This window comes from Neisseria flava (assembly GCF_982712965.1).
Window position 1 is genome coordinate 1 of record NZ_CEXQBZ010000137.1, and the last position, 20,939, is coordinate 20,939.

Below are 20,939 nucleotides of genomic sequence, written 5' to 3' on the forward strand. Positions count from 1 at the left end.
CCGTATGCTACCGCATACTGGCCTTTTTCTGTTAGGGAAAGTTGCACTTCAAATGCGAATCCGCCGTCGTCTGAAACCGAAAATTAGGTTTCAGACGACGTTTGCGCTCAGGCTTCCTCTAAAAATCCGGTTTGCCTCAGCTTAGCCGATGATATTGGAAGCGCTCAACCAAGCTGCCTGACTGTCGTCAAATTTGGCGAACACGGTATTGCTGCTTGCACCTGCCGCTCGGTAGGCGAGGGTTTGAGATACAGAGTCGAAGACGAGGTAAGAACGGCCAGTGTCGTAATAATAAGGATTTTTGACGAACAGTTCCGACCAGCTCACATTTGCCTCGCTGCCGCTTAGCAGGGAACGCATACCGGACAGATCAAGCTTGTCCATATAAGGGTTGAAGTCGGTAATACGATCTATGCTGCCGTCGCGGATGTCTGAGGCGGAGAAAGCGACGGTATCTTTACCTGCACCTGTAACGATGGTATCGCTGCCCGAACCGCCTGTGAGGTAGTCGTTGCCGTCGCCGCCGTGGAGGTAATCGATCCCGTCTCCTCCATTCAGCCTGTCATCTCCGTCGCCGCCGTAGAGATAGTCGTTTCCGCTGCCGCCTGACAACAGGTCGTCTCCACTCATGCCGTAAAGGGTATCATTGCCTCCCTCACCGTTTAATTGGTTGTGGCCGCTGTTGCCGGTAATGGTATTGTCGCCGTAATTGCCGATGCCGAAAGTGTTGTTGCTGCCGGTCAGGGTCAGGTGTTCGACGTAGGTTGGGATTGTGTAGGAAACACTACTATATATCGTATCGACACCTTCTCCCCACCACTCAGTAACTGTATCTTTGACATTATCTACATGGTAGATATCATTCCCGTACCCACCAGACATGGTATCTGCACCGCTGCCTCCGTCCAAAGTATCATTGCCACTGCCACCATCAAGCAGGTCGTTACCTTCGTCACCGCGAAGAATGTCGTCTCCGTTACCGCCGTATAGGAAATCTCTATCATCCCCTCCCATCAGCAGGTCGTTGCCTTCGTTGCCGTATAGCGTATCGCTGCCGCGTCCTCCGCTTAATCGGTTATTGCCGCTGTTTCCCGTCAGAATATTATCGGCGTTGTTGCCGAATGCGAAGGTATTGTCGTTGCCTGTTAGCGTTAGGTTTTCAACGTGGGTTGGCGCGGTATAGGTAATACTGCTGTAAATCGTGTCGATACCGCCGTTCATTTCCTCAATAACCGTATCGTTCACATTATCAACATGATAGACATCATTTCCCAAGCCGCCGGCCATAGTGTCTGCACCGCTGCCGCCGTCTAAAGTATCGTTGCCATAGCCTCCGTCGAGCAGGTCGTTGCCTGCATCGCCACGCAGGATGTCATCACCTTGTCCGCCGTAAAGTTCGTCGCGATCATCACCACCCATTAATAGGTCGTTACCTTCCATGCCATAGAGCGTGTCGCTACCTCGCCCGCCACTCAAGCGATTGTTGCCGCTGTTGCCGATAAGGCTGTTATCGGCATTGTTGCCAAAGCCGAAGATATTGTCTTTACCTTCTAAAATCAGTTTTTCAACGTGGGTTGGCGCGGTATAGGTAACACTGCTGTATATCGTATCGTAGCCTGCATCTGCGTCTTCGACGACTGTATCTTTTATATTATCTACATAGAAAGTATCGTTTCCCTTTCCTCCGAGCATGGTGTCCATACCCGTACCGCCATATAAGATATCTTCCCCGTCATCCCCAGATAGAAAATCGTTTCCGCTTCCACCATTCAGAACGTCGTTGCCGCCTAGTCCGCCAAGTCGGTCATCACCATCGTCGCCCCATAGATAATCGTTGCCATTTCCGCCAAGCATCAGATCATTGCCGCCTTTGCCATATAGACGGTTGCCGTTGGAATTGCCCGATATAACATTGTCTGCATCATTGCCGATACCTAACATACTGTTGCCCTGCAACTTCAGATCTTCGACATGTTCTGGTAAGGTAAAGTCGGTGCTGCTATAGATTAGATCGCGGCCTTCGTTTTCACGCTCGATGATGGTATCGTCCGCATTTTTACTGTAGTAAGTATCGTTCCCTAAACCACCGTAGAATATGGTATGTCCCGTACTACCATATAAAGTATCATTATGGTCCGTACCGGTAATAACGACGGATTGGTTATTTTTTAAAGAAAGCAATGTATCAGCCATAATAGTTCTCCTGTGGAAAAATGGATGGGAAGAGTGAATAATAAAAATTTATATCTATTTGACATTAAATAGATTTTTTCTTATATGGCATGATGTCGATTGTATCGGAGAAAACAATAATGGATAAGATATAATAATTTAACATATTGTTTAATATGTTAATTTAAAATTGGAAATAATTAGGTGAGACATTTGGTGTGCCGATAATAGGGAAAGTAAAACTGAAAAGGTCGTCTGAAAACTGTTTTTCAGACGACCTTTTGTTGTTTTATCCCTCAAGAAAGTGAAGGAATTACGACCGAACCTGCCCGTCGCCCAACACTATCCATTTCTGCGAAGTCAGCCCGTGCAGACCGACGGGGCCGCGCACGTGGATTTTGTCGGTGGAAATGCCGATTTCCGCGCCGAGGCCGTACTCGAAGCCGTCGGCGAAACGGGTGGAGGCATTGACCATGACGCTGGCGCTGTCGACCGTGCGCAGGAAGGTGCGGGCGTCGGAGTAGGATTCGGTTACGATGCTGTCGGTGTGGTGGCTGCCGTGGGTGTTGATATGGGCGACGGCTTCTTCGAGGCTGTCGACGATTTTGACGGAGAGGATGGGGGCGAGGTATTCGGTGTCCCAGTCTTCTTCGGAGGCCGTCTGAATGTGGGGCAGGATGGACAGGGTACGCGGGCAGCCGCGCAGCTCGACGTCGCGGGCGGCGTATTTCTCCGCCAATACGGGCAGGATTTCGGTGGCGCGGCTTTGGTGGACGAGCAGGGTTTCCATGGTGTTGCAGGTGCCGTAGCGCGAGGTTTTGGCGTTGAAGGCGATGTTGACGGCTTTTTCGGTGTCGGCGGCGCGGTCGATATAGACGTGGCAGATGCCGTCGAGGTGTTTGATGACGGGTACGCGGGCTTCGGCGGCGATGCGGGAAACCAGCGATTTGCCGCCGCGCGGGATGACGACGTCGATAAACTCTGGGCTTTGCAGCATGGCGCCGACGCTTTCGCGGTCGGTGTTTTCAATCAGGCTGACGGCTGCTGCGGGCAGGCCGTTTTCAACTAATGCCTGCGTAATCAGTTTGGAGAGCGCCATATTGCTGTTGAAGGCTTCGCTGCCGCCGCGCAGGACGCAGACGTTGCCGGATTTGAGGCAGAGGGCGGCGGCATCGACGGTTACGTTGGGACGGGATTCGTAAATGATGCCGACAACGCCCAAAGGTACGCGCATTTTGCCGATTTGCAGGCCGTTTTCGCGGGTGCGGAATTCGTCCATTTCGCCGACGGGGTCGGGCAGGGCGGCAATCTGGCGCAAACCTTCGCACATATTGTCTATGGTTTTTTCGGTCAGCCGCAGGCGGTCGAGCAGGGCGTCGTTCAAACCTTTCTGCGCGGCCTGTTCCATATCTTGAGCGTTGGCGGCGAGGATGGCGGTTTGATGGTGTTTGATGAGTTCGGCAGTGCGCAGAAGCGCGGCGTTTTTTTGCGCGGTCTTGGCGGCAGCGACAGTATAGGAAGCCTGTTTGGCGGCGGACGCAGTGCGGCGGACGTAGTCTTGGATGTTTTGCATGGTGTTTCTGCGGGGAAAGTGGGAATGGGTTGATGATAAGGTCGTCTGAACGGGAATTCAATACAAAACTGGGTGAAGGCAGCTCTAACTTGCGGTTTGTTTCGCGGCAGTATGGAGTTTCGAGGTCAATGGTGGAAAGGTCGTCTGAAAATTTGAAAGTGGGTTTCAGGAAACAGTGGGTCGGGCATTTATTCCCATTTCTGCATAGGCAGGGGCGGGAATAACGATAGTGGATAAACACCGTATCGGGAATGGGTAGATTTCGTGGGCAAAGCCCACGCTACTTCTGTCTGAAAAGATAGGGTGAATGAAAACAAGAAGCCTCCATGCCGTCATTCCTGCGCAGGCGGGAATCCAGAGTCTTAAAGCCGTACCAATCTTTAAACATTCCTAAAAATCAAGGTCTGGATTCCCGCCTGCGCGGGAATGACGGCGTGGGTATTGCCATTTTAATCTGTTTTGGAAGGCAGGTTTCAGACGACCTTTTGTCGTATGGTCTTACTGCTGATTACAGGATTGTCGGTTGATGTTTATTAGGATTCCGTTTGCGCCAATTCCTCCGCCGCTTTTTGAACCATGTCCGGCGTGAGTTTGTTCAGGCAGTCGGTGTGTCCCAACGGGCATTCGCGTTTGAAGCAGGGCGAGCATTCGAGGTGCAGGCTGACGATTTTGGCTTTTGGGCTCAAGGGCGGGGTGTGGTCGGGGCTGGAGGAGCCGTAGGCGGCGACGAGTTTGCGGTCGAGGGCGGCGGCGAGGTGCATCAGACCGCTGTCGTTGCAGACGACGGTGTCGGCGCAGGAAAGCAGGTCAATCGCTTCGGAAAGGTTGGTTTTGCCGCAAAGGTTGGTACAGAGGTCGTCTGAAAGTCGGTTGATTTCTTCGGCGATGTCGAAATCTTTTTGCGAACCAAAGAGCCAAACCTGCCAGCCTTCCGCCAGATAGCGGCGGCCGAGTTCGGCGAAATGGCGCGCGGGCCAGCGTTTGGCAGGGCCGTATTCCGCACCCGGACAGAAGGCGAGAACGGGTTTGTCCGTGTTTAAGCCATATTTCGCAAGCGCGGCGGCGCGGCTTTCGGGGGAAATGGTGAAACGCGGGTTATCGGAATGTCCGTTGAAGTCCGCCTGCGTCGGGTGGGCGAGGGCGGTGTAGCGGTCGACCATCAGGGGCAGGGCGGCTTTGTCGAGCTTGCGGATGTCGTTGAGCAGCAGATAGCGCGATTCTCCGACGTAGCCGGTGCGCTGTTTGATGCCGGTGGCGAAGGCGATGAGGGCGGATTTCAGCGAGCCGGGCAGGACGATGACTTGGTCGTAACCTTGTTTGCCCAGTTCGCGCCCGATGCGCCAGCGTTTTTTCAGTTCCAACGCGCCGTGTCCGAACGGGTTTTCGATGACGCGGCTGATTTCGGGCATACGCTCGAACACCGCCATCGACCATTTGGGCGCGAATGCGTCTATGGTGCAGCCGGGATGGAGTTCGTGCAGGCGGCGGTAAAGCGGCTGGGTCATGACGCAGTCGCCGATCCAGCTCGGGGTGATGATGAGGATTTTTTTGGACATGGTGGTAGGGTAGGTTTGTATTGCGCGATATTGTAGCCGATTTAAAAAGGTCGTCTGAAAAACATTTTCAGACGACCTTTTTGCATTGTGGGCGATTAATGCCAACGGCTGTCGTTTTCGCACGGAATACCGTCATGATCACCGTCCATTTTGGTATTTGGGCAGTTTTTGATAAAAAATTCCGCCTCTTCCAAAGAATTCATTTGAGAACAGTGCTGACGACCGTCGCATTTGAATGCAGTGGTAGTGCCAGTGGTAGCAGCGGAGCCGGTTGAGGCAGTTGAACCATGTTTGAAAGCAGTACGCCCGCTTGCCGCGTCTTTCCATGCCTTGCGTTCGGCTTTCATCTTTTCGGCAACTTCGGACACCATTGTAACCGGTGCAGCCGCTGTTGCTTCCTGTGTCTGACGGCGGTATTCCTGCCAATAGTTCCAGCCGAACCATCCGCCTGCGGCAAAGAGGGCAATGACGGGGATGATCCACAGGAGTTTGGAAAAGGCTGCTTTAAAAGGCTCGGGCTCGGGGGCGAAAAAGTCGGCTTCGCCGATGCAGTCGGAAGCGAAGCAGATGTTTTCCGCTTCGTCGCGTCCGCGTCTGCCTTTGATAATTTCAAACGATACACGCTGACCTTCGGCGGGCGGGTGCGGCAGTGTGGTGAAGGCGGAGAGCGGGGCGAATATTTCTTTGCCCATGTTTTCTTCACGGATGGCTCCGAACCTCCGATTGTCGTTCCAGCGGATGATGGTTCCGTAATGACGCATTTTATCTATATAGAATAGTTGTTGTTTAGGTCGGTATTTTAAACGAAATATATAAATGGACAAGGGGATGGGTTGATATTTATATGTAAATTTTGGGTTTTAAAGTTAAGAAAGATATTTTTGAAAATAGGTTGTTAATATTTTTATGATTTTATGGGTGCTTTGTTGTTGTCGTGCCGGGATCGTCTGAAAACTCGTCTTCATGTTTGAGCGAACGTGCTTTATCCGCTTTCAGACGACCTGTGTATTGCATCAAAGCAAAGGCTGCTGCCGCACGATGGCGCGGATGACGGCGCGGTTGGGGTGCAAGGCGGTGCGCAGGCGTTGGGACAGCGGCTGGGGCAGACCGAGGATGTCGGCGGCGATGGCGGCAGCGCAGATAGGTGCGGTGGCGAGGCCGCGCGTGCCGTGGGCGGTGTTGATGTAGGCGTTCGGCAGGTAGGGACAGGGGACGTTGTCGAGGCGGTAGTTTTTGTCCAACGCGAGTTTGGCGTAGGTGGTCTGTATGGCGGCGATGTCACCGAGTGCGCCGACGACGGGCAGGTGGTCGGGGCTGTCGCAGCGCAGGGCGGCGTGTCCTTGCGGCGGGGAAGAGAGGTCGTCTGAAAACGAGTAAAGAGAGTTTCGCTCAAACGAGTTTTGCTCAAACAATGATTGCGCCAATGGCGGGTTGAGTTGTTGCAGGGCGGCGCGGTTGGCGGCTTCTTCGTGCGGGTGCCAAGCATCGTCGTTGCTGTTGAGGACGAAGGTTGCGCCGTAGCAGTGTTGCCCTTGCCAGCTCGGGCTGATGTAGCTTTCGCCGGATAAGGCGCAGCGCAGGCGTGTGGAAAAACCGCTTGCCGCCGCTATGCCGGTTTGCCCGCGAATTTGGCGGAAAGGCAGGGCGGAGACGTTCGCGTTGGCGGCGTTCGGGCTGTGCGCGCCCATGCAGTAAATAATGCAGCGTGCGCTGAAGCTGCCGCGCGGCGTGTGCGCCGTCCAGTTTGCGCCGTCATATTCGGCGGAGGATAGGGGCGTGTTTTCGTGCAACGCAATCAGCGGATGATTCAGCAAGGCGCGGACAACGGCGGGCGGGTTCAGCCATACGCCCTGCGGCCAGTAAAGGCCGTCTGAAAAGACGTCTATGCCTGCGATTTGCGCGGCTTCGTCGGCGGAGACGCTGCGGTAAAGGTGGGTGTGATGCTGCTGTAAACCCAATGCCTGATTGCGTTTGCGTTCGGCTTCGTCGAAATTGAGGTGCAACACGCCGTCGCCGCCCCATGCGTCGGAATCGGGCAGCAGGTCTTGCAGTAGGCGGCGGGTGTAGCCGTAGCCCGCCAGCAGCAGTTCGGTCTGCTCGGTGTCGTGCGGTGAGATTTTGGCGTAGAGCAGCCCTTGGCGGTTGCCGCTGCCGCCTTGCGCCGCTTTGCCCGCCTCCAAAACGGTAACGCGCACGCCGTGTTCCGCCAGTTTGCGCGCGGTCGCAGCGCCGGCAATGCCCGCGCCGATAACCAGCGCGTGTTCGGGCGGGGTGGTGGCTTGAGGTCGTCTGAACCAAGGTTTGACGGGTTTGGGCGCGGCTTGCTGCACGGTTTCGGTCTGCCATTCGATACGGTCGAAATGTTCGTGCAGGCTGTCGGCGCGCTGCGGCGGGATAAGCCAGAGATGCACATCAGGCAACAGGTTTTCTAGAAAGTTGACGCTGTTGAACTGAAGGCATTTCAGGGCTTGGTCGAGGCGGTTTTTCAGACGGCCTTCCAGCTCGGTCGGGGCATCGGACAAATGAAAATCGGGCATGCGGTTTTCGGTCAGACAAGCAACCAGATGCAGCGGCGCGGGATGAGTTTCAATCACACGGGCAAGTTCGGCGGGGGCGGGCAGGGTGTTCCAAGCGAGGATGGGCATGGCGGAGTCGTCTGAAAAAAAAGGTGGGTAAAAACGGGTAAGGAGTCAGAATGGTTATAGCAGATTAAAATAAGAAGTGCCAACATTGTCATTCATGCTTGTAGGCTTGAGATTATGTTAATCACTAAACATTTCTGAAAGATTGAGGTCTGGGTTTCCACTTGCTCGGCAGGCATGGGATAAAGCTGCCGGATAAAGAGGTCGTCTGAAAATGGTTGTGTAATGGGTTATAAAAAATTGGTCGATGATGGCATATCTTTGATGTTGCAATATCCGTTGTGATCATGCTATTTGTTATGGTTATTGCTAAATTGGATGACTTTGGTTAAAGTCGTTTGTAATAATTTCTTTAATAAATAATAAAAGGCAATAAAATGAAAAAGATGCTTAAGAATGCATTAAAAGAAGCAATTAAAGAGGTATTTGAAGAGGCGGCAAAAGGGGTATTGCATTATGTGGATAATTTTTTTGTTATGGTAGGTTATTTCTTTGCCGTTGCAATATTCGGCAGTATCGCAATCATTGCATACTATTTTTATCCAATCATTACAACAATAGTTTTAGCCCTTGCTGTAATTGGTTGGGTAGCGGAATTCTTTGAACGCCGCAAATCTAGAAACAGCTAAACCCGATTTAAATTAATGGCCCGCCTTCATTCGGCGGGCCGTTTCTTTGAATATGCGTTTTCAGACGACTTTAATATATCACCCTTATAAAGCGATGATTGCCAATATTTAATGTCCTTTGGCTTTAAAAGGAACATCTGTTTATTTATACAAGCTGTTCGCCCCAGTGTAATTTTTGGCGCAGGGTTCGGAAGTATTGGTAGTCGGTGGGGTGGAGGATGCGCAGGGGGTTGTGGTAGCGGCGGATGATGATGCGGTCGAGGTTTTGTACGTCGATAAAGGATTGTCCGTCGAAATGGACGCGGGCATCGCCGCTTTGGGTAACGAGGATTTCGATTTCGGAGGTATCGGGAATGGCGATGGGGCGGTTGGTCATGGATTGGGGGCAGATGGGCACGAGGGTGAAGGCGTGCAATCCTGCCTGCATGATGGGACCGCCGGCGGCTAGTGAGTAGGCGGTGGAGCCGGTGGGGGTGGAGACGATGAGGCCGTCGGAGCGTTGGGTATAGACGAATTCTTGGTTGATGAAGACTTCGAACTCTATCATCTGGCCTGCGCCGCCGCGTGAGAGGACGGCATCGTTGAGGGCGAGGGCGCGGTGGATGGTTTCTCCGTCGCGAACAAGGGTGGCTTCGATGAGGATGCGCTCTTCGGGCAGGTATTTGCCTTCGAGGACGGGCAGCAGCTCTTCGGTCATGTTTTCGCGAGGGATTTGGGTGAGGAAGCCTAAATGCCCTTGGTTGATGCCGATAACGGGCACGGTACGGGGGGCGATTTCGCGGGCGACGGAGAGGAAGGTGCCGTCGCCGCCGAGGACGATGACGAGGTCGCAGTGTTTGCCCAAGTCGGATTTGCTGACGATGTGGCAGCCGACGGTATCTTGAACATAGATGCAGCGTTCTTCTATGCCGATTTCGTCAAGATAGACGGTGAGGCCGTGTCCCTGCAGGAATTGGATGAGGGTGTGGGCGGTATTTTGGATTTCGGGGGTATTGGGGCGGGTTACGATACCGATGTTGTGAAACGGGCTGTTCATAGGCATGGGTCGTCTGAAAATTAGTCTATCCAGATGTCGCGTTCGAGCCGGTCGAGGCGTTCGTTGAGACGGGCAACGTCGTCGCGCAGTTTGTCCACTTCTTCCATCCAGGCGGACAGGGTGGCGGCGTCGATAACGGGGGATTCGGGTTCGCGGGAAAAGTCGCTGATTTGCTCGGCTATGCTTTGTCCGATTTTTTTGACGGTTTGCCCGATGTTTGCGGCGCGTTCGCTGATGCTGCCTGCGAGTGAGTCGCCGAAGATGCGGGCGAGGTCGTCTGAAGCGTAGTAGCGCAGGCTGCCAAGTATGGGCAGGACGGTCATGCCGAGCATGAGGTCGCCTTCGAGGCTGATGTCACCGACGCCGGGTTCTTGTCCGGTGAGTATTTTGCGGATGGCGCTTTGGTGGAAGGTGATGAGGGTGTCGGCGGGTTGGTCGGCGGTTTCGAGGAAGCCGTCGTGATTGATGCGTCCGGTCAGTCCGAATCCGGCGAGGTTGAGGCTCAGGGTTTTGCCTGACAAGCGGGACAAGTCTTGTCTGTGTTCCGGATTTTGCTGTATCAGGTGGTTGATAACGGGAAATAGGGCGGACATAGCGTGTTCTCGATACTTTCGGGCTTGGGGTTGTATAGTGGGTGAACTTGATTTGTACGGCGATGCTTCGCCTTATCCTGATTTTGTCGACTCACTATGTTAAGTAAGACTGTGTTTTTTGGTTTTGGTTTTGCCGCTGCCGAAAGGTCGTCTGAAACGGTCGCGGAGCCGTAATTTTACAGGCTTAAGCCGTCGGCGGAAACGGTATTTACAATTTTGCCGCTGCTTGTGTCATCAGGCGCGAAATCGGGCGGCGGGAGACCGAGTTTGGCGGCTTCGGCCGTATAGAAATCGCGGCGGGTCGGGTGGCGCGGTTCGACGATGTTGCGGATGCGTCTGCCGTTTGGGTTGAGGGTCGTCTGAAACAGGGTTTCGACGGCGATGTCGCGGTGGACGATATTGACAGGCTGGTTGCCGCCCGGGATGTTTTGCTTTTGAACAAGACGGCTGACGGGATGGCGTTCGGCGCAATAAAGCCCGCCCAACCGCAGGATGTCGATGTTCGGAACGCCGCTGTCGAGCAGGTATTGTTCGGCGGCGAGGATTTGGCGGGCGGACTCGGTTTGCGGGTCGGGTGTGGCAGTTTCGTCGCATTCGCGCGCTTTATCGCCGTAAACGCTGGTGCTGCTCGTGAAAATCAGGTGTTGCACATTGCACGCTCGGGCAAGTTCTGCCCATTGTTTGATGGTGTCGGCGTAATGCGTCAGCGAGGATGGCGGCAACAGGCAGAACCAAACGGGTTTGTCGGCGTGGTGCCGCCAAAAGCTTGTATCGCGGGCAAGGTTCGCGCTTTGAAACACGTTGTCTTGATTGAGGTCGATGGTGTCGAGGTGTACGGGCAGATTAATATCGTCCGAAGTCAGGCTGCGCTTGATGGCGGCAACGCGGCTGTCGTGTTCGTAGAGTTTCTGCGCCAAAGGACGGCCGAGGTAGCCCAAGCCTAAGATGGATGCGTCGGGGGAAGTATTCATGATTTTGATGGTTTAGATGTAGTCTTTTACGTTCGGGCTTCTGCCGAACACGGCTTGGTGAGATTGGCGGATACAGAGCCGGTTGAACATGACGCGTTGGGTTTGGTTGCCGTCAATAATCTTCACTTTGCCTTGCAGTTTCGGCGCGTCATGATGGAAAGTATTTTTAAAATCGTGCCAGCGTGCGGCTTGCAGGTGGACGACGGCAAACATATCGTGGGAAATATTGACGCCGATGCTGATGAGTTCGGATGATGCCTGAAGGCAGAAACCGCTGTCGCCAAAGAGGCACAGCCCCGTATCGTCGGGATAGCGGAACAGCTCGATTTTGACGGCTTGCGGTTCGGCAAAAACGGCGCAGAACAGCCGCTCGAACAGCGACGGTTGCGAAACGCCTTCGCTCAACATGCCATACAGCCCTGAGAGCCAGTTGACATAGCCGAGAAAGGAAAAATGGAAATCCTGCATGATGGATTCGATGCGTTTCGGGTCGCGGCGGCTGATGAGGCTGACGAACTCGAATCCCGCTTCGGGGAGCCGTGAGCGCAGGATTTGAAGTAGGCGGTAGGCAAACGGGTTTTGATGGTTGCGGGGATTGCGCAAAATGCCGAGAAATTTGAGCCGCAGCACGCGCCACAGCGCATCGGGGACTTTGACTGAGTCTGTTTCGGTGAAACCGGCTTCGCTCGTTTTAACGAAACTCGCTTCGCTCATTTTCAGACGACATCCGGGCAGCGTGCGCAAGTGTTCGCAGGCATCTTCGTAGCCGCTTTCGTGGCGGTTGAACCAGCTTTCTAGGTTGTATTGGTTGCCGGTGTTTTCAACGAAAGCCAGCGTATAGAGGTTTTTCGCCGCCAGATTGCCGATGATGTTGACGCTTGCCGCTTCAGGCGGGGCGGCCGGTTTGGCAGCGTGTTTGCGTTTTTTCCTTTCATTATGCGGCTGATAGGAATGAGTGCCAAACAAGGATAGGGGCAGCCGGTAAACATTTTGGTTTTGCGGACTGACTTTGGGATTGTGCGCATGCTGCCGTTGTTCGGTTTGGGCGATATAGTGGTGTTCCTTGGTCGGATTCGCCGTCAAAAGCGCATAGGGCTTGCTGCTGCCTTCTGGCAGAGGCTGGTCGCCTAGGATGAAAACTTGTCGGGTCATGGCTTGGGAAAGGTCGTCTGAATGTGCCGATTATAGTTTATCGGGGCAAAGGTATTCAAAATCCCTGCAATAGATTGGAACGCAGGTTTTATAGCCGATTGAAATAAAAGGGCTGTCATTCCCGTCCGTGTTTATACAGGGACGGGAGAAGGCATCAATTGTTTTGGTTTGAACTGGCTGGATTGAGTTTTCAGACGACCTAAAAACGGTTTTTCAATTCCCGCAGCGCGGCGAATACTTCCAAACCGCTGTCCAGTTGCTTCCCTGCCAAATCTTCAACCCGTTCGCGGACTTCGGGCAAATCGACCCGTAAAAACGGATTGATTTTGCGTTCATGTGCGAGAGTTACAGGCAGGGTCGGCGTATGTTCCGATGCGCGCAAAGCTGCTTGAATATCGGGATTTTCCGGCTCGATAAATTCGGCAAAACGCAGATTAGAAGCGGTGTATTCATGCGCGGGATAAAACAGCGTTTCTTCGGGCAACTGATTGAATCTTTGGAAACTGTCGTACAAATCTTCTATCGTTCCCGTAAACACCCTGCCACAGCCGGCGGAGAATAATGTATCTCCGCAGAAAACGTGCAGACCTTCGGTGTTTTCCAAAAGATAGCTGACGTGGCGGTCGGTATGGCCGGGCGTCGCCCACACGGTAACCAGCCCGTCACCGAAGGGAAACTGCGTACCCGCCGCAACCGTATGCGTTGCCAAGTCAATATCCGCCTCTCCGTACACGGGCGATTCCATAAAGCCGTTTTTGAGAGATTGGACTCCGCCGATATGGTCGTGATGCAGATGGGTAATCCACGTTTGCGCCAGCATCAGGCGGTTGCGGACGAGGAATACCAAAACAGGCGTGGCATCGGACGGATCGACGCAGGCGGCGTGATTGCCATCTTGAATCATCCAGATGTAGTTGTCGTTCAGGGCTTTGACAGGGGTGATGTTCATAATGTGGTTCCCTCACTTGGAAATAGCGGATTTTAGCTGATGATGAAAAGGTCGTCTGAAAATCTTGAGCAAGTTTTTCAGACGACCTTTTGTATGAACGGATAAAAATAGCGGCAGAGGGTTCGGATTATTTTTGATCTATGTGTTCATATCCGGGGCAATCTGCATTGCTTGCCCAAAAGATACCGTCGCTGTCGAGATAGACGGAGCAGGCCTCTTTGCTTTTGTATCCGTCATTCGGCTTGGCTTCGAGCAGGAAGCCCGAGGCGGACGGATTCTCTTTCCCTTTTTGGGTGTTTTGATAGTTGAAAAACTGGATGGTGAAGTATTCGTTTTGAACCAGGTCTGTTGCCGGGAACTTCTCAAACGTACGGTTTTGCGCGTAGAAGCGTTCGAGATTATGGGCATTGATCATGAGCTCGGAACGGACGTTCTCCAAACGGCTTTTACGGATAAAGCGTTCGTAGGACGGATAGGCAAGGGTGGCAAGGATGGCGAGAATGACGATGACGATGAGCAGCTCGACCAGCGTGAAGCCTTTTTGTAATGTGTTTTTCATGATATGTCGTAATTTTTATTGTATGGGCGGGAATTCAGACTGCAATTATAGTTCTTTTCTCCCATTTTGAATGTTTGGATAAATTTCAGGATTGGGAAAATATGTAAATACGTTGCAATATCTTGGAAATGGTTTTTTATAAAATGATTATAAAACAGATTATTATGATTTTATTTGATTTGCCGTTGACTTGGCTGGAGTAAATGCTTGCAGTAAAATCCGCTCGTTTTCAGCGTTTTCGGCGGATAAGTGTTGGGATTATGCGACATGAATCGGGTACCGGATTGAACAGATGAAATGGATGAATCAGAAAGTCAGTTATGGCAAAAATTATTAATAAATGGACGGTTGGAATAACGGTTGCTGCGGTGCTTGGGTTTGCTGCGTGGTCTTATTTCCAGCCCGAACCTCAAACTTCTTACATCACGGAAACGGTCAAACGCGGCGACATCAGCCAGACGGTATCGGCTACGGGCGAGATTTCGCCGTCGAATTTGGTGTCGGTGGGCGCGCAGGCTTCGGGGCAGATTAAGAAGCTGTACGTCAAGCTCGGGCAGCAGGTTAAAAAGGGCGATTTGATTGCGGAAATCAATTCGACCACTCAGGTGAACACGCTGAATACGGAAAAATCCAAGCTGGAAACGTATCAGGCTAAGTTGGTTTCTGCCGAAATCGCGCTGAACAGCGCGGAGAAGAAATATAAGCGCGAGGCGGCTTTGTGGAAGGAAAACGCGACGTCCAAAGAGGATTTGGAAAGCGCGCAGGATGCGCTGGCTGCGGCTAAGGCGAATGTTGCCGAGCTGAAGGCTTCCATCAAGCAAACCAAAATCTCCATCAATACTGCCGAATCGGAATTGGGCTATACCCGCATTGTTGCGACGATGGACGGTACGGTGGTGGCGATTCCGGTGGAAGAAGGGCAGACTGTGAACGCGGTGCAATCCACGCCGACGATTATCCAGTTGGCGAATCTGGATACGATGTTGAACAAAATGCAGATTGCCGAAGGCGATATTACCAAGGTTAAAGCGGGGCAGAATATTTCGTTTACGATTCTGTCCGAACCGGATACGCCGATTAAGGCGAAGCTTGACAGCGTCGACCCGGGCTTGACCACGATGTCGCTGGGCAGCTACACCACCAGCACGGACACGACTTCCAATGCGATTTACTACTACGCCCGCGCTTTGGTGCCTAACCCCGACGGCAAACTTTCCATCGGTATGACCACTCAGAATACGATTGAAATCAACAGTGTGAAAAACGTTTTGCTCGTGCCGACGCTGACGATTAAAAAACACGACGGCAAATCGTTTGTCAGCGTTTTGGGCGCGGACGGTAAAGCTTCGGAACGCGAGATTACGGTCGGTCTGAAAGACAGTATGAATACCGAAGTCAAAAGCGGTTTGAAAGAAGGCGACAAGGTGGTGATGTCGGAAATGAGCGCGGCGGAGCAGGCTGAAGCGACGCAACGCGCCATGCAGGGTCCGCCGAGATAAATAGGCAACAGGTCGTCTGAAAGTTTTGTTTCTTAGCAAAACTCCCCTTTCAGACGACCTTTCCACTCCATACATCATTATCGGTCGGAAACACTTATGAGCTTAATCGAATGTAAAAACATCAACCGCTACTTCGGCAGCGGCGCGAACCGCGTTCATGTTTTGAAAGATGTCAGCCTGTCGATAGAGAAGGGCGATTTCGTCGCCATCATCGGGCAATCCGGTTCGGGCAAATCCACGCTGATGAACATCCTCGGCTGTTTGGATAGCGCGACTTCGGGTTCGTATCAAATCAACGGCATCGAAACCGCCAAAATGGAGCCGGACGAATTGGCGGCATTGCGGCGCGAACGCTTCGGCTTTATTTTCCAACGCTACAACTTGTTGGGCTCGCTGACGGCGCGGGACAATGTCGCCCTGCCTGCCGTGTATATGGGCATGGGCGGCAAAGAGCGTTCCACACGTGCGGAGAAGCTGTTGCAGGATTTGGGTTTGGAAGGCAAGGAAGGCAACAAACCCAGCGAACTTTCCGGCGGTCAGCAGCAACGCGTTTCCATCGCACGCGCCCTGATGAACGGCGGCGAAATCATCTTTGCTGACGAGCCGACCGGTGCGCTCGATACCGCCAGCGGCAAAAACGTAATCGAAATCATCCAAAAGCTGCATAAAGAAGGGCATACCGTGATTATGGTTACGCACGATCCCGGTATCGCCGCCATCGCCAACCGTATCATCGAAATCCGCGACGGCGAAATCATCTCCGACACTTCAAAAAATCCCGAAATCCCCGAAAGCAAAATAGAACGCATCAAAGAAAAATCTTCGTGGTTGTTTTATTACGACCAATTCGTCGAAGCCTTCAAAATGTCGGTGCAGGCGATTATGGCGCACAAAATGCGTTCGCTCCTGACCATGCTCGGCATCATCATCGGCATTGCCTCGGTCGTGTCCGTCGTCGCTTTGGGCAACGGTTCTGAGAAGAAAATCCTCTCCGACATCAGCGCGATGGGAACGAACACCATCAGCATCTTCCCCGGACGCGGTTTCGGCGACAGGCGCAGCGGCAGGATTAAAACCCTCACCATTGACGACGCTAAAGTCATCGCCAAGCAAAGCTACGTCGCTTCCGCCACGCCGCAGACGACCTCCGGCGGCACGCTGACCTACCGCAACACCGACCTGACCGCCTCGCTGTACGGCGTGGGCGAACAATATTTCGACGTGCGCGGGCTGAAGCTGGAATCAGGTCGCCTGTTTGACGAGGGCGATGTGAAAGAAGACGCGCAAGTCGTCGTGATTGACCAAAACACCAAAGAAAAACTCTTCGGCACGGATGTCGATCCGTTGGGCAAGACCGTACTCTTCAACAAACGCCCGCTGACCGTCATCGGTGTGATGCAAAAAGAAGAAAACTCTTTTGGCAATTCCGATGTATTGATGCTTTGGTCGCCCTATACGACCGTGATGCACCAAATTACCGGCGAGAGCCACACCAACTCGATTACCGTCAAAATCAAAGACGACGCCAACACCCAAGTCGCCGAAAAAGGACTGACCGAGCTGCTCAAAACGCGGCACGGTACGGAAGACTTTTTCATGAACAACAGCGACAGCATCAAGCAAATGGTTGAAACCACTACCGGCACGATGAAACTGCTGATTTCCTCCATCGCCCTGATTTCATTGGTGGTCGGCGGTATCGGCGTGATGAACATCATGCTGGTGTCCGTAACCGAGCGCACCAAAGAAATCGGCGTGCGTATGGCGATCGGCGCGCGGCGCAACAACATCCTGCAACAATTCCTGATCGAAGCGGTCTTAATCTGTATCATCGGCGGCTTGGTCGGAGTAGGGCTGTCCACGCTCATCAGCCTTGTGTTCAACCATTTCGTCACCGAATTTCCGATGGAAATTTCCATCGGCTCCGTCATCGGCGCGGTTGTCTGCTCGACAGCTATCGGCGTGGCGTTCGGTTTTATGCCCGCCAACAAAGCCTCCAAACTCAACCCGGTTGACGCCTTGTCTAAGGATTAAAGTTTCAGACGACCTCCAAACCCCAAAGGTCGTCTGAAAATCCCGTTTGGATATTGTCATCACAATGAATATATAGTGGATTAACAAAAATCAGGACAAGGCGACGAAGCCATAGACAGTACAGATAGTACGGAACCGATTCACTTGGTGCTTCAGCACCTTAGAGAATCGTTCTCTTTGAGCTAAAGCGAGGCAACGCCGTACTGGTTTAAAGTTAATCCACTATACACACACCGAGGAAAACCTAATGATTACCCTACATGTATTGGCACAGTCCCGCGCCCTGCGCATCGTCTGGCTGCTCGAACTCATCGGCGCACCGTATCAAATCAAAACCTACGCGCGTCATCTCGAAACCCTGCTTGCGCCCGACGAACTCAAAGCCGTACACCCGCTGGGCAAGTCCCCCGTTATCGACGACGACGGATTCGTACTCAACGAAAGCGGCGCGATTACCGACTACCTGATTCAAACCTACGGCGGCGGATGCCTCATGCCCGAACGCGATAGCCAAGATTACTGGCATTACCAACGCTGGCTGCACTATGCCGAAGGTTCGCTGATGCCCTTGCTTTTGCTTGGGCTGGTGTTCCGCAAAATAGAAAACGCCCCCATGCCGTTTTTCATCAAGCCCGTCGCACGCAAAATCAGCGGCAACGTCAAAAACGGCTTTATCGAGCCGCAAGCCGCCCTGCATCTAGCCTATGTCGAAAACGAATTAAACGGCAAAGACTGGCTGGTCAGCAACCAACTCAGCGGCGCCGACATCATGATGAGTTACCCGCTGCAAGCCGCCGCCGACCGCTTCGGATTGGCGGACTATCCCAACATCCGCGCCTATTTGCAGCGCATCGAAAACGACCCCGCCTATCAAACGGCGGTAGAGAAAGCAGGCGGCCCGCTGCTGCGTTTGGATAAATAAGGTCGTCTGAAAACAGCAAAAGTCGGGTCTGGCTGCCCGACGAGATACCGAATACACAGTTCACACAATACATTGCGAAAACAGACCGAAGATCGTCCGAACCCACAACATATAGTGGATTAACTAAATCAGGACAAGGCGACGAAGCCATGGACAGTACAGATAGTACGGAACCGATTCACTTGGTGCTTCAGCACCTTAGAGAATCGTTCTCTTTGAGCTAAGGCGAGGCAGCGCCGTACTGGTTTAAATTTAATCCACTATACATCCGCTTTCAGGTTTTCAGACGACCTCCAAACCAAAGGCTAAAACATGAACCCCGACAAAGTACGACGAAGCAAGCTGAACACGCTGACCGACCTGCCCAATGTCGGCAAAGCCGTGGCGGAGGATTTGGCTTTGCTCGGCATCACGCAGCCGCAGGATTTGGCGGGGCAGGACGCTTACGAAATGTACGACCGCCTGTGCAGCCTGACCGCAACCCGACACGATCCCTGCATGATCGATATTTTCCTGTCGCTGGTTGATTTTATGCAGGGGAACGAACCGAAGCCGTGGTGGCATTTTACGGAACAGCGAAAAGCGTTTTTAGCCGATAAATAAACGCAGCCGATGAGATTGTTCAGACGACCTCGCTACCTTTCAGGTCGTCTGAAACCTTAAACCGAAAGACACAACATGCAGAAAAAACCTTTTTTTCAGACGGCATTATCCCTGTCGCTCGCCCTTGCCTTAAGCGCGTGCGCCGTCCACAGCACCGACCAAAACCTCACGCTCGAATCGACAGGGCAGGTGATGAGCGCGGAGGAAACCGCCGAACGCTACGACGTGAACGGAAACTGGTGGGAAATCTACCAAAGCCTGCAGCTCAACGCCCTGATGGCGCAGGCTTTGGAAAACAATATCGATTTGAAACAGGCGGCCATCAGCGTCAATAAAGCCCTGTATCAGGCAAATATTTTGGGGGCGGATTTGGCGCCGTCGTTCAGCGGTTCGCTGGGCGCGTCCACATCCAAAAACCTGAAAACCGGCAGCCACGGCAACACCTTCAGCAGCCAGCTCGGCTTGAGCTACGAATTGGATTTGTGGCGCAAACTCAGTGCCACCACCGACGCGCAAGTCTGGGAATACCAAGCCACGCGGCAGGATATGGCGAACACGCGCCTGACTTTGATCAACAATGTCGCCGACGCCTATTTCAACATCGCCTACCTCAACGAAGCCATTGAATTGGCGCAAAAATCCCTCAAGCAATATCAGGAAATCAACCGCATTGCCGATGCCAAGTTCCGCTACGGCAGAGCCGATTCCAGCCAGCCGACGCAGGCGAAACAATCGCTGTTGAGCGCGCAAAACAACCTGATTTCCCTGAAAAACAGCCTCGACACGCAAAAACAGGTTTTACGCAACCTGCTCAACCTCAAACCGAACGAAGCCATCGCCGCCGACCCCGCGCAATACCGACTGCTGCCCGTCAAAGGCGTGAACCTCGACGTACCGATTACCGTGTTGGCGAACCGCCCCGACCTGCGCTCCGCCGAATACCGCCTACAATCCTCGCTCCAATCCGTCGAAGCGCAAAAACGCAGTTGGTATCCCTCGATTACCTTGGGCGCAAGCTTGAGCACGTCGTCTGAAAAAGCCAAAAGCACGTTTAATATCCCGCTCTTGGGCGGCTCCGCCACCATCAACCTGCCGTTCCTCAACTGGCAGACCATGAAGTGGAAAGACAAAACCGCCCAAGCCAATTTCGACAGCGCCAAACTCGACTTTGAAAAAGCCCTGACTACCGCGCTGAACGAAGTCAACACCAACTACCTCGCCTACCAAAACGCCCAAGCCGCGCTCAATAACCAAGAACAGCGTTACGCTTTGGACAAGAAAAACAGCCGCTACTACCAAGTGCGCTACCAACACGGCAAAAACGAGCTGAAATACTGGCTGGAAGCGTTGAGTACAGAATACGGCTCCGCCCAAAACGTATTGAACCAGCGGTACGAAACGCTGAAATACGAAAACATGGTGTATAAAGCGATGGCGGGACGTTATACGCCGAAGTAGGAATGAGCAATTTAAAAATGCCGCCTGAAAAATCAGGCGGCATTTTTAATTTTGTTAATCAAATTAATCGAAGATGATGTAGCCGGTTCTTTATTTAACTGACTTGATGTACAAGAAATACCTACCTTAAAACCCTGACAAATGGCTAAGTACGGCGGATTTAAGTATGGATGCTTTCTGATTGTTCTACACGCCACAAAGAACAGCAGTCTTAGCGGTTTTGTTGGTGCTTTTAGTCAGTGTTTTCCGTTTGCCGTCTATACGGTATTTCAGGCGGAAAACTTTCCCGCCTACTGGGGTAACTTCAAGATACAATCCACCGCCGTCAAACAGCTTGGTCTTTTTCCCTGTTTCGGCGGGCTTGGCGTTTTTGATTTGTCGGCCATTCAGCGGCATGGTGGGGGTATGTTTTAGGGGGTATTTTCAGATACCCCGAATCATACCCCCTGGAGTTTAGTTGATTCAATTAGATTAAATTAGACGGCGTTATGTAGCCAAAAAGAAAACGATGGGATGAGACCTTTGCAATAACATAGGTTACTAAAATTTTATGCTCAATCTCATTTTCAAAATGCAAAACCTTTCTGATTT

19 protein-coding genes are annotated in these 20,939 nt (G+C 52.6%); 7 read left to right on the forward strand and 12 right to left on the reverse strand.

The annotated features are described in order from the left end of the window. Window positions 1-141: 141 nt before the first annotated feature. A complete protein-coding gene (locus tag AC5M9B_RS10775; RefSeq protein WP_487648655.1) occupies window positions 142-2,193 on the reverse strand; it encodes a calcium-binding protein in 2,052 nt (683 codons plus the stop codon). A 292-nt stretch (window positions 2,194-2,485) separates the two neighbouring features. Next, the gene (locus tag AC5M9B_RS10780; protein ID WP_487648656.1) at window positions 2,486-3,745 is read right to left on the reverse strand and encodes a glutamate-5-semialdehyde dehydrogenase; all 1,260 of its coding nucleotides are present in this window, start codon (window positions 3,743-3,745) and stop codon (window positions 2,486-2,488) included. A gap of 326 nt (window positions 3,746-4,071) precedes the next feature. On the opposite strand from AC5M9B_RS10780, the gene AC5M9B_RS10785 reads away from it, so the two are divergent. Next, window positions 4,072-4,272, forward strand: a complete 201-nt coding sequence (locus AC5M9B_RS10785) for a hypothetical protein (RefSeq protein ID WP_487648657.1) — start codon at window positions 4,072-4,074, stop codon at window positions 4,270-4,272. A 6-nt stretch (window positions 4,273-4,278) separates the two neighbouring features. Here AC5M9B_RS10785 and waaF read toward each other — a convergent pair whose 3' ends face one another. The 3 genes from waaF to mnmC1 form a co-directional block, all read right to left on the reverse strand. Next, entirely contained in the window at window positions 4,279-5,301 is a 1,023-nt protein-coding gene (gene waaF, locus AC5M9B_RS10790) for a lipopolysaccharide heptosyltransferase II (RefSeq protein WP_101810508.1), read from the reverse strand. Between the two features lie 95 nt (window positions 5,302-5,396). Beyond that, complete coding sequence (locus AC5M9B_RS10795) at window positions 5,397-6,062, reverse strand: excalibur calcium-binding domain-containing protein (RefSeq protein WP_070656512.1); 666 nt, start codon at window positions 6,060-6,062, stop codon at window positions 5,397-5,399. Between the two features lie 252 nt (window positions 6,063-6,314). Continuing rightward, a complete protein-coding gene (mnmC1, locus tag AC5M9B_RS10800; protein WP_146736118.1) occupies window positions 6,315-7,946 on the reverse strand; it encodes an FAD-dependent 5-carboxymethylaminomethyl-2-thiouridine(34) oxidoreductase MnmC1 in 1,632 nt (543 codons plus the stop codon). Window positions 7,947-8,320: 374 nt separating this feature from the next. On the opposite strand from mnmC1, the gene AC5M9B_RS10805 reads away from it, so the two are divergent. Further along, a complete protein-coding gene (locus AC5M9B_RS10805) occupies window positions 8,321-8,572 on the forward strand; it encodes a hypothetical protein (RefSeq protein ID WP_107825229.1) in 252 nt (83 codons plus the stop codon). Between the two features lie 145 nt (window positions 8,573-8,717). Here the strand turns inward: AC5M9B_RS10805 and AC5M9B_RS10810 are convergent, their stop codons facing one another. From AC5M9B_RS10810 to AC5M9B_RS10835, 6 genes are all read right to left on the reverse strand, one after another. Beyond that, window positions 8,718-9,608: an NAD(+) kinase gene (locus tag AC5M9B_RS10810; RefSeq protein ID WP_146736119.1), complete on the reverse strand. Its 891-nt coding sequence runs from the start codon at window positions 9,606-9,608 to the stop codon at window positions 8,718-8,720. A 20-nt stretch (window positions 9,609-9,628) separates the two neighbouring features. After that, complete coding sequence (locus AC5M9B_RS10815; protein ID WP_003778635.1) at window positions 9,629-10,201, reverse strand: ubiquinone biosynthesis accessory factor UbiJ; 573 nt, start codon at window positions 10,199-10,201, stop codon at window positions 9,629-9,631. Between the two features lie 176 nt (window positions 10,202-10,377). Further along, window positions 10,378-11,172, reverse strand: a complete 795-nt coding sequence (locus tag AC5M9B_RS10820; RefSeq protein ID WP_487648658.1) for an SDR family oxidoreductase — start codon at window positions 11,170-11,172, stop codon at window positions 10,378-10,380. A 12-nt stretch (window positions 11,173-11,184) separates the two neighbouring features. Beyond that, window positions 11,185-12,324, reverse strand: coding sequence for a hypothetical protein (locus AC5M9B_RS10825; RefSeq protein ID WP_070656521.1), 1,140 nt, complete (start codon window positions 12,322-12,324; stop codon window positions 11,185-11,187). Between the two features lie 199 nt (window positions 12,325-12,523). Then, window positions 12,524-13,273, reverse strand: a complete 750-nt coding sequence (gene gloB / locus AC5M9B_RS10830; protein WP_070656524.1) for a hydroxyacylglutathione hydrolase — start codon at window positions 13,271-13,273, stop codon at window positions 12,524-12,526. A 127-nt stretch (window positions 13,274-13,400) separates the two neighbouring features. Further along, window positions 13,401-13,832, reverse strand: a complete 432-nt coding sequence (locus AC5M9B_RS10835; RefSeq protein WP_019270678.1) for a type IV pilin protein — start codon at window positions 13,830-13,832, stop codon at window positions 13,401-13,403. Window positions 13,833-14,152: 320 nt separating this feature from the next. Here AC5M9B_RS10835 and AC5M9B_RS10840 point away from each other — a divergent pair, with 320 nt between their 5' ends. The 5 genes from AC5M9B_RS10840 (at window position 14,153) to AC5M9B_RS10860 (ending at window position 20,348) form a co-directional block, all read left to right on the forward strand. Beyond that, window positions 14,153-15,331 carry a MacA family efflux pump subunit gene (locus AC5M9B_RS10840; RefSeq protein ID WP_487648659.1) on the forward strand — a complete coding sequence of 393 codons (1,179 nt, stop codon included), beginning with the start codon at window positions 14,153-14,155 and terminating at the stop codon, window positions 15,329-15,331. A 96-nt stretch (window positions 15,332-15,427) separates the two neighbouring features. Then, the gene (locus AC5M9B_RS10845) at window positions 15,428-17,365 is read left to right on the forward strand and encodes a MacB family efflux pump subunit (RefSeq protein WP_070656531.1); all 1,938 of its coding nucleotides are present in this window, start codon (window positions 15,428-15,430) and stop codon (window positions 17,363-17,365) included. A 247-nt stretch (window positions 17,366-17,612) separates the two neighbouring features. Next, on the forward strand, window positions 17,613-18,287 hold the full coding sequence (locus tag AC5M9B_RS10850) for a glutathione S-transferase family protein (protein WP_070656533.1): 675 nt from the start codon (window positions 17,613-17,615) through the stop codon (window positions 18,285-18,287). A 312-nt stretch (window positions 18,288-18,599) separates the two neighbouring features. Beyond that, on the forward strand, window positions 18,600-18,890 hold the full coding sequence (locus AC5M9B_RS10855) for a helix-hairpin-helix domain-containing protein (protein WP_070656535.1): 291 nt from the start codon (window positions 18,600-18,602) through the stop codon (window positions 18,888-18,890). A 75-nt stretch (window positions 18,891-18,965) separates the two neighbouring features. Beyond that, window positions 18,966-20,348: a TolC family protein gene (locus AC5M9B_RS10860; RefSeq protein WP_487648660.1), complete on the forward strand. Its 1,383-nt coding sequence runs from the start codon at window positions 18,966-18,968 to the stop codon at window positions 20,346-20,348. A 186-nt stretch (window positions 20,349-20,534) separates the two neighbouring features. Here AC5M9B_RS10860 and AC5M9B_RS10865 read toward each other — a convergent pair whose 3' ends face one another. Beyond that, window positions 20,535-20,744 carry an Arm DNA-binding domain-containing protein gene (locus tag AC5M9B_RS10865; protein WP_083310447.1) on the reverse strand — a complete coding sequence of 70 codons (210 nt, stop codon included), beginning with the start codon at window positions 20,742-20,744 and terminating at the stop codon, window positions 20,535-20,537. Window positions 20,745-20,939: the final 195 nt, after the last annotated feature.

Excerpts from the sequence above, each read along its gene's own strand:
- AC5M9B_RS10810 (WP_146736119.1), bottom strand. The coding sequence starts at position 9,608 with ATGAACAGCCCGTTTCACAACATCGGTATCGTAACCCGCCCCAATACC.
- AC5M9B_RS10815 (WP_003778635.1), bottom strand. The coding sequence starts at position 10,201 with ATGTCCGCCCTATTTCCCGTTATCAACCACCTGATACAGCAAAATCCG.
- AC5M9B_RS10775 (WP_487648655.1), bottom strand. The coding sequence starts at position 2,193 with ATGGCTGATACATTGCTTTCTTTAAAAAATAACCAATCCGTCGTTATT.
- AC5M9B_RS10805 (WP_107825229.1), top strand. The coding sequence starts at position 8,321 with ATGAAAAAGATGCTTAAGAATGCATTAAAAGAAGCAATTAAAGAGGTA.
- AC5M9B_RS10780 (WP_487648656.1), bottom strand. The coding sequence starts at position 3,745 with ATGCAAAACATCCAAGACTACGTCCGCCGCACTGCGTCCGCCGCCAAA.
- waaF (WP_101810508.1), bottom strand. The coding sequence starts at position 5,301 with ATGTCCAAAAAAATCCTCATCATCACCCCGAGCTGGATCGGCGACTGC.
- AC5M9B_RS10825 (WP_070656521.1), bottom strand. The coding sequence starts at position 12,324 with ATGACCCGACAAGTTTTCATCCTAGGCGACCAGCCTCTGCCAGAAGGC.
- AC5M9B_RS10855 (WP_070656535.1), top strand. The coding sequence starts at position 18,600 with ATGAACCCCGACAAAGTACGACGAAGCAAGCTGAACACGCTGACCGAC.
- AC5M9B_RS10845 (WP_070656531.1), top strand. The coding sequence starts at position 15,428 with ATGAGCTTAATCGAATGTAAAAACATCAACCGCTACTTCGGCAGCGGC.
- AC5M9B_RS10840 (WP_487648659.1), top strand. The coding sequence starts at position 14,153 with ATGGCAAAAATTATTAATAAATGGACGGTTGGAATAACGGTTGCTGCG.
- AC5M9B_RS10795 (WP_070656512.1), bottom strand. The coding sequence starts at position 6,062 with ATGCGTCATTACGGAACCATCATCCGCTGGAACGACAATCGGAGGTTC.
- AC5M9B_RS10785 (WP_487648657.1), top strand. The coding sequence starts at position 4,072 with ATGCCGTCATTCCTGCGCAGGCGGGAATCCAGAGTCTTAAAGCCGTAC.
- AC5M9B_RS10835 (WP_019270678.1), bottom strand. The coding sequence starts at position 13,832 with ATGAAAAACACATTACAAAAAGGCTTCACGCTGGTCGAGCTGCTCATC.
- AC5M9B_RS10820 (WP_487648658.1), bottom strand. The coding sequence starts at position 11,172 with ATGAATACTTCCCCCGACGCATCCATCTTAGGCTTGGGCTACCTCGGC.
- AC5M9B_RS10865 (WP_083310447.1), bottom strand. The coding sequence starts at position 20,744 with ATGCCGCTGAATGGCCGACAAATCAAAAACGCCAAGCCCGCCGAAACA.
- AC5M9B_RS10850 (WP_070656533.1), top strand. The coding sequence starts at position 17,613 with ATGATTACCCTACATGTATTGGCACAGTCCCGCGCCCTGCGCATCGTC.
- gloB (WP_070656524.1), bottom strand. The coding sequence starts at position 13,273 with ATGAACATCACCCCTGTCAAAGCCCTGAACGACAACTACATCTGGATG.
- AC5M9B_RS10860 (WP_487648660.1), top strand. The coding sequence starts at position 18,966 with ATGCAGAAAAAACCTTTTTTTCAGACGGCATTATCCCTGTCGCTCGCC.
- mnmC1 (WP_146736118.1), bottom strand. The coding sequence starts at position 7,946 with ATGCCCATCCTCGCTTGGAACACCCTGCCCGCCCCCGCCGAACTTGCC.